Source organism: Phyllobacterium phragmitis, assembly GCF_002980495.1.
In the GTDB taxonomy this organism is placed as follows: Bacteria; Pseudomonadota; Alphaproteobacteria; order Rhizobiales; family Rhizobiaceae; genus Paramesorhizobium; species Paramesorhizobium phragmitis.
This window is the reverse complement of record NZ_PVBR01000004.1, coordinates 281,329-294,624: the sequence shown is the minus strand read 5'-3', so window position 1 is coordinate 294,624 and position 13,296 is coordinate 281,329. Positions and strand designations below refer to the sequence as shown.

14 protein-coding genes are annotated in these 13,296 nt (G+C 62.9%); 10 read left to right on the top strand and 4 right to left on the bottom strand.

Annotation, left to right across the window (positions count from 1 at the left end; all coding sequences use genetic code 11):
• The first annotated feature begins 16 nt into the window (after positions 1-16).
• From C5748_RS07390 to C5748_RS07375, 4 genes are all read left to right on the top strand, one after another.
• A complete protein-coding gene (locus C5748_RS07390) occupies positions 17-220 on the top strand; it encodes a hypothetical protein (RefSeq protein ID WP_105741281.1) in 204 nt (67 codons plus the stop codon).
• Positions 220-555 (top strand): DUF2958 domain-containing protein, encoded by a 336-nt coding sequence (locus C5748_RS07385; protein WP_105741280.1) that lies wholly within the window; start codon positions 220-222, stop codon positions 553-555. Before C5748_RS07390 ends, C5748_RS07385 begins: the two co-directional genes overlap by 1 nt.
• A 76-nt stretch (positions 556-631) precedes the next feature.
• Positions 632-1,789 carry a hypothetical protein gene (locus C5748_RS07380; RefSeq protein WP_105741279.1) on the top strand — a complete coding sequence of 386 codons (1,158 nt, stop codon included), beginning with the start codon at positions 632-634 and terminating at the stop codon, positions 1,787-1,789.
• A gap of 444 nt (positions 1,790-2,233) precedes the next feature.
• A complete protein-coding gene (locus C5748_RS07375) occupies positions 2,234-2,851 on the top strand; it encodes a hypothetical protein (RefSeq protein WP_105741278.1) in 618 nt (205 codons plus the stop codon).
• Positions 2,852-3,209: 358 nt separating this feature from the next.
• Here C5748_RS07375 and C5748_RS07370 read toward each other — a convergent pair whose 3' ends face one another.
• Together C5748_RS07370 and C5748_RS07365 are read right to left on the bottom strand one after the other, a co-directional pair.
• Positions 3,210-3,983, bottom strand: coding sequence for a hypothetical protein (locus tag C5748_RS07370; RefSeq protein ID WP_105741277.1), 774 nt, complete (start codon positions 3,981-3,983; stop codon positions 3,210-3,212).
• 158 nt (positions 3,984-4,141) lie between these two features.
• Positions 4,142-6,709, bottom strand: a complete 2,568-nt coding sequence (locus C5748_RS07365; protein ID WP_105741276.1) for a replication endonuclease — start codon at positions 6,707-6,709, stop codon at positions 4,142-4,144.
• A gap of 898 nt (positions 6,710-7,607) precedes the next feature.
• On the opposite strand from C5748_RS07365, the gene C5748_RS07360 reads away from it, so the two are divergent.
• From C5748_RS07360 to C5748_RS07340, 4 genes are all read left to right on the top strand, one after another.
• Entirely contained in the window at positions 7,608-8,012 is a 405-nt protein-coding gene (locus tag C5748_RS07360; protein WP_105741275.1) for a hypothetical protein, read from the top strand.
• 96 nt (positions 8,013-8,108) lie between these two features.
• Positions 8,109-8,444 carry a hypothetical protein gene (locus C5748_RS07355; protein ID WP_105741274.1) on the top strand — a complete coding sequence of 112 codons (336 nt, stop codon included), beginning with the start codon at positions 8,109-8,111 and terminating at the stop codon, positions 8,442-8,444.
• A gap of 125 nt (positions 8,445-8,569) precedes the next feature.
• Complete coding sequence (locus C5748_RS07350) at positions 8,570-8,836, top strand: hypothetical protein (protein WP_105741273.1); 267 nt, start codon at positions 8,570-8,572, stop codon at positions 8,834-8,836.
• Positions 8,837-9,165: 329 nt separating this feature from the next.
• A complete protein-coding gene (locus C5748_RS07340; protein WP_105741271.1) occupies positions 9,166-9,375 on the top strand; it encodes a hypothetical protein in 210 nt (69 codons plus the stop codon).
• A gap of 572 nt (positions 9,376-9,947) precedes the next feature.
• Here the strand turns inward: C5748_RS07340 and C5748_RS07335 are convergent.
• On the bottom strand, positions 9,948-12,014 hold the full coding sequence (locus tag C5748_RS07335) for a DotA/TraY family protein (protein ID WP_105741270.1): 2,067 nt from the start codon (positions 12,012-12,014) through the stop codon (positions 9,948-9,950).
• 6 nt (positions 12,015-12,020) lie between these two features.
• Complete coding sequence (locus C5748_RS07330) at positions 12,021-12,344, bottom strand: hypothetical protein (protein WP_199194731.1); 324 nt, start codon at positions 12,342-12,344, stop codon at positions 12,021-12,023.
• A gap of 290 nt (positions 12,345-12,634) precedes the next feature.
• On the opposite strand from C5748_RS07330, the gene C5748_RS07325 reads away from it, so the two are divergent.
• Together C5748_RS07325 and C5748_RS07320 are read left to right on the top strand one after the other, a co-directional pair.
• Entirely contained in the window at positions 12,635-12,871 is a 237-nt protein-coding gene (locus C5748_RS07325) for a hypothetical protein (RefSeq protein WP_105741269.1), read from the top strand.
• Between the two features lie 14 nt (positions 12,872-12,885).
• Positions 12,886-13,296 carry a hypothetical protein gene (locus C5748_RS07320; protein ID WP_105741268.1) on the top strand — a complete coding sequence of 137 codons (411 nt, stop codon included), beginning with the start codon at positions 12,886-12,888 and terminating at the stop codon, positions 13,294-13,296.

The following is a 13,296-nucleotide window of genomic DNA, read 5'->3' as shown; positions in this document are numbered from 1 at the left end:
CCGGATGGAGGCCAAAATGGCAAAGAAACAGGAAGCAGCACCCGCGAAGAACACCCCGTCTCACGGCGTTTTCTTGGTCGAGGGCGAAGGCGATCGAGCCTTCTGGACGAAAATCGGCTGCGCATGGCAGCACGGCGACGGCGAAGGCTTCAACGTCGCCCTCTCGGCCCTGCCAATCAGCGGACGCCTTGTCATCCGCTCGAAGAAGGAGGAGCGCTAATGCTCCTCACTCACGAACTTCGCACCGCCCTCCGCCGCAACGCGGACATGTCCGCCCGGCGCGAACAGGACCACAAGCCCGTCGTGAAATTCTTCACCCCCGACGCAAGCGCCGCCTGGCTTTTTACCGAACTGGCCGACGACGGCGACACCCTGTTCGGGCTGTGCGACCTCGGCCACGGCTCGCCGGAGCTCGGCTACGCGAGCCTCGCCGAAATCCAGGCCCTTCGCGGCCCCATGCGGCTCCTGGTCGAGCGCGACCGCCACTTCCGGGCAACGAAACCCCTGTCGGCATATGCCGAGGAGGCCCGCCGGCACGGCAGGATCGTCGCCTAGTGCGGCGATCCATTCCCGCTTTTGAGAATCGCGAAAGCGCGATATCGTTGCGCCTTCTGTTGGGGCTGGGAAATATTTGCCGAACTTCTTTTCCATAATTGTCGACAAATCAGCGTTGCAGGCGCTGACGGCTCATGAAGCAGAATGGCTATTTCACCACTTTCGGGTGAACGTGCCCCCGGTTTTCTTTGCTGAACTCTTGGGTGACCTCAAAAAGGAAAAGGGTTTCAGCACAGGGACGGCGGCAGGCGATGTCAAAATGCTGTCATCCAAAATCGAGTCCGCTTTCATCGACCTGAATGCTGATGCCCATGCGCTGGTAGTGATGGAACTCAAGGGGGCAACTTTTCCCTTGGACGGGCGGCCTGTTCTTGAGCGTGTCGAATACATCAGAGACCCGCGCGGCGGATTCGGCGCGTATATCGACCAGACTCCGATGCAGCGGGTGATGGACCGTTGGCAGGCCGGCGACTTCAAGGGAATGGAGGAGGCGTTCGCCAAGGTCTGGCGCGATCAACTGGCCGCTATCGATCTTCAAAAAATCATCGCTTCGACCAAGCACGTGAGGGACAAGTCGTGTGATACGCCGCAGGCGGTGATGAAGTTTGTGAACTGGATACTGTTCAAGCCTAACCAGAACTACGCGAATCTGGTGCGATGGATGGATACCATCGGATTCCCATCCAATTTGCAGAAGGAGGTGGTTGCCAGATGGAAGGCATCCGGCAGGCCTCCATCCGGCGAATTTGCGCCTTATACTGCCCATGCCGCCAGGCTTGAGGTCTTTTTCTATCTGGCGGTCGCCCACCATGTCATTTCAACGCGATCGTCGAACCGAATTGACATGGAGTATTTCATGTACCTGCCGTTCACGCGCGTCTTTGCCAGCTCGGACAAGCTGCACGCCGATCTGTTTCCTGTGTTCGCTCGCGAGGATCAGGTTTTTATCAGTGGTGCAGACCTTAAGGCGTCCCTCGCAGAGATGGCCGATTATTACGATCAAATGGCGGAGGAAAAGAAATCCGAAGGCAGCTTTACATACGCCGACTATCCTCCTGTTCACATGGATAACGCCGTCACGAAGGCCTATGACAAGGTTATGCCGAACTGGCGGGATGGAGCGAACCAGCCCAGGCCGCCGCGCGACCCTGAAGCCGACAAAAAGATACTGGAACACCTCAGGCCCATGATGGACGCGATCAAGGCCCACAACCGACGGATGGGGCGAGAATAGCTAAGGCGACCCGATTTTCCCGCACGCCATTTCAATTTGAGTTTGTCACCTAAAGGTGTCAGCCCGTTTCCCACATCCTCCGCCCTCGCTACAGCGCTGTTTGGATTGCGCGCTTCGGGCTTCGCCTGCTCCGCTTCGCTCCGGCCCCTACGGGACTGGAAAACGGGCAGGCGCTCCCGCGCCCCTATAATGTCCCCTCGACACGGCGTGAACGGTCCCGGTTCCCCGGAAGCGGGCGCTATGCTGAACCTCCTACGGTCCCGCTGTTAACGGTCTGCGGGGTCGCGAATTGGCCTCCGCCGCCGGTCCGGCTTTGTCCGAATCTTCGGACATCCTGGCGGCTCCGCTTTATGCGCTGCTTTCTTTCCTGGCGGGCGTGTTGACGCCGCGAGGCGCGTGCGCGACAGTTTTGTAACGCGTTACGAAATTGGGCAGCGAGGGCATATGGCGACGGAATCGAAACCGGAAAAGCGAGGACGCGGCCGGCCGCCGAAGGACGGCAAGTCGGCCATGTCGAGTGCCGAGCGGCAGCGGCAGTACCGAACCCGCTTGAAGGAGTCGGGGGCTTCGGATGCCTACGCGCGGAAGGCGCTGGAATTTCTCACATCTTGCACAAGGCGGTTGCGTGCAGCGCTGGAGGCCGGTGACCGCGAAGGCGTGCGGCTGGAATTCCTCGGTGTCGAAAACAATGTGGCGCTGTTGCACCAGTATATGGAGGGCAGGCGCGTTCCGGACATGGGCGGGAAGTTTGTCAAGCTCGGCGCGCCTCTGTCGGCGAAGCCGGCACCGCCGCCAGTCGATACGAAGGCCTTGCAAGCCATTCTCACCCACAGCCGGGGGCGACTCGACGTCGCGAACACACAGATCGAGTGGCTTCATGAGGCGATCACGCCAGAAACGTCCGCTGCGATCACCGGCCCGGCGTGGCAGCTGCGCTTCGCCGTGGCGGACTGGCAGGCGACGATTGATTCCGTGAGCGCCGTACTGGATGGGAAGGGTGCGGAAGTGCCGGAGCTCTGGACGCGCCAGCGTAAACCAGCCGCGAAGCGGGGGAAGTCCTGAATCCCCGCGACCTAACACCCACGGCGGCCCCGGCGAGGGCACTCAGCGGCCACGCAAACGCGACAGATTATTGCGCGAAGGCCGATTCGAGCCTGAATCCGAGGCGGGGGTTGATGGGCGGGCCGGCCGCATATGCTTCCCTCCCGCCATGCCCCAAGGGGCGTGGCGGTGACCGCAGGTCAGGGAAGCGGCCGGGCAGTCCGTCACTGAGGCGCGGGGCCCCGTGTCGATGCGGGAGGGGGGTGACGGCCGGCAAGGCCGTCAGGGCGAGACAAGTGGCTCGCCCGGCCCTCCGGAGCATCGACACGGGGAAGCCGAGGGGAACCCCTGCCGACCTTCGCTTGCGAAACCGAAGTCATCAGCCGAACGCGCTATTGAGGAATTCGAATACGAATCCAGCTTTGAGGATATGAAAGTATGTCCTTCCACCCCGAAGGATGATGCCCGCGAAGTAGGCGCGTGGTCCGCCTACTTCAAGCTGAATAACGAATGCCGGGCCACCGCTCATGCCGTCAGGATGTTCCTTAAGGGGCCGTACAGCTTGGACGGTTAGTAACGCTTGGTCACTCGGCTGCGAATGGGGAAGGCAGGCGACGTGGCGGCGGGCGAGACCTAAATGATTATTTTCGTGAACCTCGTATGTCTGGTCGTCTGAGGGGTAGCCGCTCAATAGTATCGCTAGAACCTGATCATTCGGGACGTCCGGCGGCCTCCTGGTCAGCTCAAAAAAGCGCTTTTTCAGTACGGGCCAATCCTTGCAAGGCTCGGTAAAATCGAAAGCAACGATATCATGTGCGTCTGAATCCGGGTGGGGATCATAACCACGGGAGCCTCCTGAGGTGATGATATGGCTTCCGGAATCTGTGAGCATCGCCACCTGCGACATATCAACCCCGCCAAGTTGGTGCTGCGTCGTAAGCAGGATGTCTCGACCACGAAAGCGAACCGCCGTCGCAGAGCCGATGAGCGATACCTTGAATATCTCGTCGTCGTTGTTGACAACCAGATTGAACGCGTGGCGCGCCAAGACACTTTCGATGGAGCGCCCCGGGATGGTCAAGCCGTTCACGTCGACGCTAAGGCGGGCGAATTGGCTGAGGACGGTCTTGTCCGCTTGATTTTCAAGATTCAAATAGATGTCACCCCGTCGGATATTGCGTGTGAGCCTACAAAAGAAGGCCGAACCCTGCCACTGTTTTCGCGGTGGATCGGCGCATCACGGCTTCGCCATCCACCGTTCTTGGTGGCAACAAGTTTGGCTGATTCTCACTGCTGGAAGGGGCGTTTCGCTCATCCGGGCGGCGGTTCCGGCTCTTCTATCTCCCTCATGGGAAGGCCCGCAGGGCCTACCCTTGGGTCGGTCGCACTAAATGAAAGTGCGGCCGTTCCTTCGGGTCCAACACGCATTTTTTCCGCCTCCGCCGCTTCGACGATCATCCATTCATCGTCCGAGCGCATCAGAATCTCCCCCGACAGGTCGTACCCCGCGACCGTCCCGTCAGGACGGCGCGACAGGCCGAGTCCCGCGTCTCGCGCGGCGAGAAAGAACAGGCGCCTGGCGTTGGTGAGATTCACCCTCCGCCACGTTTCCGCCCGCCGCTCCTCAAGCTTCGCCTGGAACCCCTCCAGGAATCCGCCCTCCGCCGCCGTCGCGACGAGCTCCGCCCTGTCGGCGAGACGGCTGGACAGGGTGAAACGGCGGGCGACTCCCACCGCCCCGCGGATCTCATTCCGCTGCACCCCATAGACGGATTCCCGCGCCTCGCGCAGCGGCACGGGCGGAAGCGGATCGCCGTCGCGCTGCCTGCCCTCCGGCAGTGCCCAGCGGCCTTGGTTCCACTCCTGCACCGCATCGTTCAGCCAGGTCAGTTCCGTCGGATCAAGGTCCGCGTCGGGCCAGAGTCCCATCGCGACGGCCGCGTGCCACCCGTGGAAGGCGGCTTCTTTAGATGCTTCGCGCGCCGTGGCCTCAGCCGCTTCGGCTTCCGCTACCGCCGCCGCCACTTCCTCCATGTCCATCGTATCGGATGCTGTCTGCATCGCGTCCGCGACCTCCCGCGCAGCCTTCGCGGTAGCGCGGTCGGTGGCGGCATCCTCCGCCTTCGCCCTCGCCGCGCGCATCTCCCTCATGGCTATGGACATGCGGGCATCCTCGACTTGGAACCATCGCCCGTCCTCTTTCAGGGAATTGAGCCACAGCACGTCCCAGAGCTCCATCGGAGCCCGCTGCGAATCCAGCCCGAGGAAACCCATGCCCCGCGCCCCGCGCAGCTTCTTCCATCCCCGGAACCGTTTCTGTTCATCGCCGCCCACCGGCGCGGCCTCCTCCTCGCCTCCGGCTTCGGCTGGCCGCGTCTCGTACCGCGTCGAATAGCGAGCCGCATACCGCGCCACGGATTCGGCCGTCTCCGCCTTTCCGTTCTTGCCCTTGCGAGGGGCGTATTTCGGGTTGTCATCCCCGATCACGCTTGCGTTGCAGCCTCGGTCCTGCCCTTCTTCGTCTAGCGCGCCCGTACTGAATCGTGCACGGAACTCGTCGCAGACCTTCCGTGCGTCCTCCAGCGTCTCGCAAGCGACGACATAGTGCCGGTGCGGCGTGCCGGATTGCTGCGGCTGGACGTTCCACCAGCCGGACAGCCTTACGCCCTTCTCGCGCAGCAGGTTCAGGGTACGGTGATGCTCCTCTTGAAGCTTTGCCGATGCCTCATCCGGCCCTAGCCGCCAGTCCCATTTCGTGACGCGCTTCTCCTCGTTCGTCGCGTGCGCGACATACTGGCCGGGGAGGGTTACGGTCAGCCAGCACACGTGCCAGCCGAGCGCAGCCCACCGTGCGAGGTGCACGTCGATCAGTAATCGCTTTTTCGCCGCGTCGGCTGCCTTCGCCTTCCAGTGCAGATCGAGCATGGGAATCTGGACGGACGGATCGCTCTTTTTGACGAGCCGCAGCCCGCCCAGGATTTCCTGCGTCCGCAGTTCTTCCGCCTCGCAGATCGCCAGCCCATAGTCGGACAGGTAGAGCGCTCGTTCCGGCGCGACAGGCCCGCCGACGGCGCCCACGGCCTGCTCGACATACAGGAGCGCCTTGCGCTGGAGCTTCCGCAGCCGACGAAGCTGCCATTTCTCGCACCGCCGCTTGCGGTGCTCAGGCTCCTGGTGCATCGGATTCCCTTCTGCGTCGGCTTTCGGGAATTTCGCGGCGTGCCGGCGCGCCTCCTGCTCCGCCCGTTCCGCGAGCATGGAAGGCGGCAGCGCCAGAACCTCCAGCCCCACCCATTCGACCTTATCGAGGATGGCCTGTTCCCGCTCCGACCGACGCTGCGGGTTCATGCGGTCCAGGAACTCCGCCAGTTCCGGCGGCAGGAACCGCACGACCGCCCGATGGGTTCGCGCCTCTGGCGACAGGTCCGCCACGCGCGGCGGCAGGAACGGCAATGTCCCGGCGACATTGCTGTTGCCTGCCTCCTCGCGATCGAGGTCCACCAGGTCAGCCGCAACGATGTCGGCGGGCGACATCCGCACCGGGGCGTTGGAGGGGGATGTGTCGGCCGCGAAAAGGGCCGTCAGCGCAGCATCGGCTGCCGCTGCTGCCCTTTTTGTGGCGAGGGCTTCCCTCCGATTGCGTGGGCCGGGAATCCGGTCAGCGAGGGCTGCGTTTTTCGCCGACAAGGCCGCCGACGACAGCGCGCCGGCGAACTTCTTTTCGAGCCTTTTCCGGTGGATGCCGTGGCCGACATAGCCGAGCCGCGAAACGTCAAGGCCCGAAAACCCCTGTCGTTTCGGGGCCGCGTCAACAAATTTGGTTCGAGGGGTAAAGGGGGGCTGCGTTCCGGCTGGGGCTATGCCCAGCCCGGCGGTCACCCGCTACGGTGGGGGGTCTTTACACGTGCGAGGAGATGATTCAACATCGTCTTGCTTCTCTGAAAGCGCCGCCGAGGGCTCCCAACCCGATGACAGCGGCGCTTTTTGTTTGCCTTGGAGTCCAAGGCTCACCCGGTCGGCCGACGGCGACAATACCCGCCGTCAGTCATTCCGCATCCGTAACGATTCCACGCCGAGAATCCGGCAGGGGTTCCCCTCGGCTTACCCCGCGTCGATGCTCCGGAGGGCCGGGCGAGCCGCTTGTCTCGCCCTGGCGCTGCGCGCCACCCTCCTCCCGCATAGACACGGGGCCCCGCGCCTCGGTGACGGGCTGCCCGGCCGCTCCTTTGCCCTGCGGGCACCGCCACGCCCTTTCAGGCCGAGGCGGATCGGAGCCTATGCGGCCGGGCAGCCCGTCAACCCCTGCCTCGCCTCCTCGCTGGGCCGCCCGAGGCCTCGCCTGGCACGCCGGATGACACAACTCCCATCCAGCCCGCTAATTTGTTTACCATTCCGAGAGATCGCGGACTGAATACTATAAAATACTTGAATCCCTCCACCCAAGGATTCGCGGTTAATCGAATCCTTCAGCCCAAGGATTCAACCCCTCGCGAATCCTTCGCCGGGGCAACGAAATCCTTTTAATTTCAACGGGTTTAGCCCGAAATACCCTGCTTGACGTCCATCTCTCCCCGCCGTAGAAGCCTGCCTCGCCCGCTTGGCGGCAGCGATCCGAGGGAGAAGTATTGTCAACAATTACGGAGCGATGTTTTGGAAACCTATTCCTTTTTTCCCAAAACAACGAAGATCCGTTTCAAATTTTCCTGCACTTTTCTCTTGTGTGCCGCCAAGTTTAAGCACAACATGAGTATAGAGAGCAGCGAAAGAGAGGTTCAACATGGGGCAGGTCAGTCGTGAGGAATACGAGGCCGAGGCCGCAGCCGAGATTTTCACCAAGGTAGCCGAGCAGGCCGTGTGCGGATGGGATCGCGGCAGAAGCTATGAAGTCCTGACGGATGCCGAGCGCGCGGCCGACCTGGCGGAACTCGCCGAGGACAATGGCGAAGCCTGGTTCGCCTTCTACCCCTTCGGCCGAAGGGCAGATGCTGAATATGGCTGGGGCACCCGCGCCGAGGCGCTGCGTTACCAAGCCCTCATCAATCGCGGCCTGAATCCTGACGAGGGGGAATGGTTCCTCATGGACCGCGTGGACGATGCCGGCGGCGAGGATTTCGACGGCTTCAACATCAGCGACTTTTTCGCCGGAAACCCCGATGCCGAAGACAAGGGCATCGCAGCCTGACACGGAAGCCGGAGCACTAGCCCCGGCCCTCGCCAGAGCCGTCACGAGACGGCTCTGGCGAGGGCCGGAAAGCCTGGAAACGAAGGGAGATCGATCATGGACAGATTTTGGGAACGGTCGCCTGAATGGCTTCGCGAACGCGAGCTTCAGGTGGCTTTTGAAGCGGCTAGGGACGCGAAGGAGCGCGCGGGCCGACAGGTTCTCTTGTGCGTCGAGCTCGGGGAGTTGACCGGTCCGGTATGGAAGCGCGACCGCACCGACTACATCGCGGCCGTTGAGGCGTATGAGGCCGCGTTCGATGACTGGGATGCGGCTGAGAAGGCCTTCCAGGCCTCCCCCGCCGGACAGGCATATCACCGCTGGCTCTACCGTCGCGCCGCCGACCCCATCGCCCGAGAAGCCGCAGCCACACCCGAGGAGATCGCAGCATGACCCAGCACCCTGCACCCCGTCACCACCGCCCCGGCCGTCCGCCTCGCGGCGGCAGCCCCGAGGCCGCAGCCGCCGACCGCCGGAGGCGTCGCGAGGAATATGCCCGCCTCCGGACGCGCCTAGGCATGTCGCGGGCCGAGCTTGCCGGGCTCCTCGGCCTGTCCGTCGGCACCGTGCGCAACCTGCCAGGCTGGTCGAGCGCCAGTCTGGCCCCGACTGACGCGACCCTTGCCACGATGCGCCGGGAGCTCGTCAAGCGCACCCGCGAGCGCCTGGAGGAAGCCCGGATTCAGCGCGAAATCGACCGCCAGATTCTCGAAGCCGAATGCCGCGAGCACCTGGCCTATTGCAACATCATTGACCCCGACGACGAGCGCGACGAGGCAGCGTGAACGCCGCGCCACGCGGCACGCCAGACGGACGCGTGCCGCAGCCTTCCCATCATCCATCTCCCATACCACAGGAGCCCTCAATGAATCTTTGCGTCGAGTCCAACGGCGACTGCCGTTCTTGCCCGAATCTGCACGTCTTAACGGACAGCTGCGCTTTCGCGATTAATCGCGGCGGGTATCCGGCCGTGGCCGCGCTCGAAAATGCCCTTGAGGCAGTCGCCGACCGCATATGCGGCGGCTGTAGCCGCGAGGAACCTGTAGCCGTTGTCAGGGGCGGCGACGCGGTCGTGAATCTTTTTCCTGGACGCAGGGCTGCTTAGGGGGTTGCTATGCTATTGTTTCCACTCACGGCCGCCGAATGGACGGTCCTACTCGCCGTCAGCATCGCCCTTGCGGCGCTCGGGACGGAATATCTCGCTCGCCCGATTTTTGCGGGCGAGCACTGGACGAACGACCTTGCGGCGGCCGTAATGTGGTCCGGCCGTGCGGGGGTGTGGCTGGCACTCTTCCTCGGCGTCGGCGGACAGGTCATCGCCTGAATTTCGTTACTCGTCACGGAGGGGGTGTCCCCTTGACCCCTGCGCTTCGCGGCGGCGTGAGGATACGAATAGGTGTTGACGTCGGTCTTTTTCTGCGACACCATTTTCTTAGTGATCGTTCCCCTTGAGGGGTTGGAAGTAACGAACGAACAAAGAAAGCGGCTCCCTTGTGGGCCGCTTTTCTTTTCTGCGTCCGAGCCAACCAGCAGCGTTGCGGTCATGGCTGCGAGAGCGAGTTGACGTCCTGGGCTCTTGCCTCTGCTGGTGTTAAAATCGTGCCAGAAGATGCCTGTCCGGCTCGTCCTGTCCGCAAGCGGCCCGTGGTTCGGCTATCGCCTGCACCCGCGCCAGCCACTTGCGCCCGTCTCGCCGGAAGGGCTGAAAGAGGCAGATTTTAACACCCAGCCGAGGAGGCTCACATGAACGGTTTCGCTACTGCCGCCCTGATCTGCGGGCTTCTGAATGTCGTCGGCTGGGCCGGCGCGCTCGCCTACGTCGGTATCCGCTACATCGGCGGCTTCTGACTTCCGAATCCAGCCAGTGACAAACAAGGCCCCTTGCGGGGGCCTTCTTCATTTCTTGCGGTCGGTGATACCGCCGATTGCAGGCTTCCCCTTGCCTCCGGACCCGTCATCTTTGGGGTCCGCCTTCGGTATGCTAGGAAGTCCTGGCATGCCCCGGCCTAGAACGGCAGCCAGCCCACCGGCTGTCGCCACGAACAACGACTTGTCGCTGAATCCGTGGGAGGGCGCCCCGAACCATGCCATTACCCGGTCGGGAATGTGGAAAATTTGCCCGAGGACATGCATGACGAGGTAGAGCGTCAGGAACGTTATCAGGACGTACCCGACGAGCAGCGCAGAGGGACCGATGAGTTGTCCGCCCGTCTGCCCGAAGAATGCTGTCGCCCACATGACCTCTAGTCCTCCCACGATGAGCGGGAGCAGGATGAACGCGGCTTCAAAAGCGAGCAGGCCGAGAACAGGCATCAGAAAAACCTGAAAGAGCAGCATCCCGCCCATTTTCGACTGCTGGGCAAGCAAGTCCTCGCCGTCCATCCGGATGAAGCCGAAGGCCCATACGATCAGGGAAATGGCCGCTTCTAGCACCGCGAGCAGCCACAGGCTCATGAAAACCCACACATAAACGAACGGCAAAATCGGCAGTACGTATGCGCGAACTGCCCCGATTATCCAGAGCGTCCCGAGGATGGGTGCCGACCATCCCATTGCCCAGAAAACCGCTCCCCACGCCCCGGTCACCATGCCGGGCGCGGACGAGGCGAGGGCGATGGGGGCAAGGGCGGCGAGGATGCCTGCTTCCGCGATCCCCATGAAGAAATGGCCGCTGGATATCTGGTCGCCGATCGGATCGCTTTTGAGCATCTTCTGGACCGTAGAGGCGTTGGGATCGCCGGAGGTGAGCGTCCATTCGCCCAGGTCGCGAAAGACCGGGGAGAGCAGCCGTGTGAAGATGCCCGCAGCCTCGTCACCCCCAGCCGCGAAATCGTTAGCGCTGAGTTGAATTTCGGCCTCCTCGCCTGCGACAAGGTTCCTCACCGTCGCCAGCGCGGCCTCGATATTTTTCTTACCCGCGCTGCCGTCTTTGCCAAGCCGGATGGCCGTGCGCTCATGCCTCGCCCCGGTGAGTGCCGATACCGCTCGCGATCGCTGTGAGATGTGCGCCCACCACATGCCTGCCGTCGCCACCCCTTGCTGACGAGCCGCATCCACGAGACGCTGCCGCCTCGCGGCAGCGTCCTTGTCCAGCGACATTTCCTTGGCCGTGGCTGCGGCAATAGCTTGGTCGTACTGCCGCCCGATCTGTCTGACTGCTTCCGAGAGCTGGGGTAGTCTGCCAGCGCGGATCGCGGTCAGCGCCTGTTCAGCTGACAGTGGTTCGTCGTGGACGCGGAAGACCTCCCCGAATTGCTGGGCGCCCGCGCGCACGGTCGCTACGATCTTCGCAACCGCCGCTTCCCGGTCGGCCGTGAAGCCAAGCTTATCGGGAATCACGGGCAGGGCGATGCGGCCGCAATCCGCCCCATAGTTCCACTCCGTGCGCTCGTTCACCGTGACCGGATTCCACCAGCCCAGAGTATCGCCCTTCCGCTGTCCGGAGGCGGGCGGGACCCGCGTCGTCGGCAGCCCCCACGGCTCCGCCATCCGGCTGTGCACGGCTGCGCAGATTTCCGATTCCAGGATGTCTAGGACGAGCGTTGAACCGCCCGGCGACAGCGGCGCAATTTTTACTTCCTTGCCCGCCGCATAATCGACGAACGCAGCCCAATTTGCGTCAGCCAGATTGATCGCGGCACGGCCGACAACGTCGCGCAGCAGGTAGTGCGCACTGGAAAAACTCATCGCGATCGGGACGAGGAGACCGAAGCCGATCACGAGCCGCAGCGGCGCATAAATCTGGTGGTACTTGTCGCCCAGGACCTTGCCCGAGGAAGCCGAGGAAACAATCGCTGTGATGAGGTGGAAGCCCAAAAACAGGGCTCCCGCAAACGTCAGCGTGGAGGAGAAAACCGCCATGGCGAAGCCCCACGGACTCGACGCATCCGAGGGCAGTAGGGCATTGAGCCAAGCCCAGAGAATGTTGTGCTCCGATGGCGTTGCGAGGAGATCGAGGGGCATGATTTCTCACTCCCTCGCATCTGTATCTGGCGCATCCGGCGGCACCGATTCCGTGCTCGCTCCAGTGACGGCCAGCGGTGACCCCTCGAACAATTTTTTGTCCCGGTCAGTGACGAAACGCGCCACCAGCATCCGTCCGATTCCAGACGGCGCCGCACCGGATTCCATCGCCGCAAGCAGCGCCCCGCCCAAGACGATTTTTCGCCTCGTGTCGTCGCGCCGAGCGGCGTTCTTTTCACGTGCCCGCAGCTTCGCTAGGTCCGACTCCAGCTTCGCCTTGCGCTGGAGCAGCCCCCTCTCCCGAGCCCTCAGTTTTCCCAGGTCGAGCATTCTGAATCCTCCTCCTCGAATCCGCCGGCGGCGCACGTGCAAACCGCCTTTCTTGCCGAATCCGCATCCCCAAAAAAGTTGAAGCCGCGAGCATTTTCGGCCCGAAACTTCACCTTCAAATAGCGACGTCAAAACAATCGTTTGGCGGGGCCTTGCTATAGTCAAGCCGTCACACAAACATCGTGTGAAGCCGCAGGCATGCCTCCCTGGCATGAAGGGCGCGCATAAGCAAACTGACGTTTGCAGCGCGCCCCACAGGGGCGGGAGCCTGGGCGGCAGGAGGAGGAGTGATGAATCAAGTCTGGCTCATGTGGCGCAGCCACCCCGGCGCCGAGATCCTGTCCGTCGAGGCAGGCGGTCTCAGCCGCGCGCAGCTTCGACATTACGCGCGACAGGCCGGGTTCCTGGACTTCAGGGATGACGACGGCGACCCCGTGATCGTCGGCACCCATGCACAGCGTAACGGACTCCGCTGCGCGCTGGAGGCCGCAGGTTACGAGATCACGGACGACGCGGTGCTGCTGTGACGGAGGAAATGACCATGAACGCTGAGGACTTCACCTACGAAAATTTCGGGGGCGAGCTTTCGTTGCCGCCTGAGCCGGAATGCCTCCCTTGCGACGAATACAAATACGTCGTGCCTGTCGTCACCGAGCACGAAGGCGAGAGGCTGACCGGACGCCTAGCAGTCACCCGCGACCCGTCAGGCTGGGAAGGCGCGCTCTTTTTCCGCCACCATCTGCGCATGGACATGGACCAGGTTTCGACGCCACACAACGGCGGCTTCTGGCACATGCCCCATGAGCGCTTCTTGCGCCACGTGCAGCTTGTTTTCAGCTTCTCCGGCGGCGCCGATTTCGAATTCGCCACGGACGATTTCGAGCCCTTCTTCGCCGACGAGGAGGACGGCCCCTTGTGGGTCAAGCACGCGGGCGCGGAGGCTCGTCACTGA

Excerpts from the sequence above, each read along its gene's own strand:
- C5748_RS07390 (WP_105741281.1), top strand. The coding sequence starts at position 17 with ATGGCAAAGAAACAGGAAGCAGCACCCGCGAAGAACACCCCGTCTCAC.
- C5748_RS07385 (WP_105741280.1), top strand. The coding sequence starts at position 220 with ATGCTCCTCACTCACGAACTTCGCACCGCCCTCCGCCGCAACGCGGAC.
- C5748_RS07375 (WP_105741278.1), top strand. The coding sequence starts at position 2,234 with ATGGCGACGGAATCGAAACCGGAAAAGCGAGGACGCGGCCGGCCGCCG.
- C5748_RS07360 (WP_105741275.1), top strand. The coding sequence starts at position 7,608 with ATGGGGCAGGTCAGTCGTGAGGAATACGAGGCCGAGGCCGCAGCCGAG.
- C5748_RS07355 (WP_105741274.1), top strand. The coding sequence starts at position 8,109 with ATGGACAGATTTTGGGAACGGTCGCCTGAATGGCTTCGCGAACGCGAG.
- C5748_RS07350 (WP_105741273.1), top strand. The coding sequence starts at position 8,570 with ATGTCGCGGGCCGAGCTTGCCGGGCTCCTCGGCCTGTCCGTCGGCACC.
- C5748_RS07340 (WP_105741271.1), top strand. The coding sequence starts at position 9,166 with ATGCTATTGTTTCCACTCACGGCCGCCGAATGGACGGTCCTACTCGCC.
- C5748_RS07335 (WP_105741270.1), bottom strand. The coding sequence starts at position 12,014 with ATGCCCCTCGATCTCCTCGCAACGCCATCGGAGCACAACATTCTCTGG.
- C5748_RS07330 (WP_199194731.1), bottom strand. The coding sequence starts at position 12,344 with ATGCTCGACCTGGGAAAACTGAGGGCTCGGGAGAGGGGGCTGCTCCAG.
- C5748_RS07325 (WP_105741269.1), top strand. The coding sequence starts at position 12,635 with ATGAATCAAGTCTGGCTCATGTGGCGCAGCCACCCCGGCGCCGAGATC.
- C5748_RS07320 (WP_105741268.1), top strand. The coding sequence starts at position 12,886 with ATGAACGCTGAGGACTTCACCTACGAAAATTTCGGGGGCGAGCTTTCG.